Raw genomic sequence first — 615 nt, forward strand, 5'->3', positions numbered from 1 at the left:
GCTACCGATGACGGCGATCTCCGTGGCGTCGTCGCGAGCGAGCGCGTCGACGGCGACCGCGCCGGCCGCCCCCGTCTTGTAGGGGTTCATCGATGCGCCGTCGAGCAGCGCCAACGGCTCACCGGTTTCGGCGTCGAACAGCGGCGTCATGAACCAGGCGTCCTCGGCCCCGAAGCCGGCGGCGTAGGTGTATCCCCCCATCGCGCCGGTGTCGGGGAGGATCGCGGCGTACGTCGTGAGCATTCCCGGCGGGTCACGGCTCGTGAGCGCGGTCCGCGGCTCAGCGGGTGCGCCCGACCCGACCTGCCGATAGGCGTCACGGACGGCAGCGACGTAGTCGGCGGGCTCCGCGAGGTCGTCGACGTCACCGCTCGTCAGGAACAACGCGTCGGTCATACCCGACTGATGGGGCGGGAACGACTAAACGGTACAGGACCCGACCGCCATCGTGGGGAGAACGCGGTTCGAACGCGAAAGGCCCCGGAACCGGGAGCGAGGCCGGGCAGCGACCGGGAGCGGGGCGGGGTGGGGACCAAGAGCGGGGCGGGGATCAGGAGCGGGACTGGACCGTCCGGTCAGTCGGAGCCGCCGGACGTCGCGGGGCCGCCCGAGGCT

The 615-nt window shown here is 72.2% G+C and carries 1 pseudogene; it reads right to left on the reverse strand.

The window, feature by feature from the left end:
• Nucleotides 1-396, reverse strand: a pseudogene (locus tag ACFQEU_RS17490) (ornithine cyclodeaminase family protein); the annotation flags it as partial.
• Nucleotides 397-615 lie beyond the last annotated feature (219 nt).

The sequence above is a fragment of the Halorubrum tibetense genome (genome assembly GCF_042661865.1).
In the GTDB taxonomy this organism is placed as follows: domain Archaea; phylum Halobacteriota; class Halobacteria; order Halobacteriales; family Haloferacaceae; genus Halorubrum; species Halorubrum tibetense.